1 protein-coding gene is annotated in these 607 nt (G+C 72.7%); it reads left to right on the plus strand.

What is annotated here, in order from left to right; all coding sequences use genetic code 11:
* A partial coding sequence (locus KDH83_RS31200; RefSeq protein WP_249205474.1) for an aconitase family protein occupies positions 1-607 on the plus strand: 607 nt, incomplete at both ends.

Here is a 607-nt window from a genome sequence, read left to right on the forward strand (position 1 = left end):
CCACTACGTGCCGGCGTCCGACGAGGAATCGCGCCGCATCGTGCGCATCGCGCGGGAATGGGCCGTGCGCGAGCAACTGCCCAATGTCTACGACAGCCTGGGCATCTGCCACGTGGTGCTGCCGCAAGGCGGGCATCTGCGGCCCGGCATGTTCTGCGTCGGCGGCGATTCGCATTCGCCCACCGGCGGCGCCTTCGGCGCCTACATGTTCGGCATCGGCAGCACCGAGATGCTGGGCGTGGCCGTCACCGGCGGCATCTGGGTGCGCGTGCCGCGCACGCTGATGATGCGCTGGAACGGCCGGCTGGGCGCGGGCGTGACCGCCAAGGACATGATGCTGCGCATGATCGGTCGCCTGGGCATGAACGGCGGCCGCTACCAGGCCGTGGAGTTCTGCGGCGAGGCGGTGCGCGCGCTGTCCATGCAGGAGCGCATGACGCTGTCCAACATGAGCGCCGAGCTGGGCTCGCAGGTCGGCCTGGGGGCGCCCGACGCCACCACCGAGGCCTGGCTGCGCGCGGCCGGCGCGCGCGGGCCGCCGGATATCGCGCACTGGCAGAGCGACCCCGGCGCCGACGCCGAGTGGCACGATTTCGCCCCCGCCGCC

The sequence above is a fragment of the Achromobacter sp. Marseille-Q0513 genome (genome assembly GCF_018195695.1).
Taxonomy (GTDB): Bacteria; Pseudomonadota; Gammaproteobacteria; order Burkholderiales; family Burkholderiaceae_B; genus Achromobacter.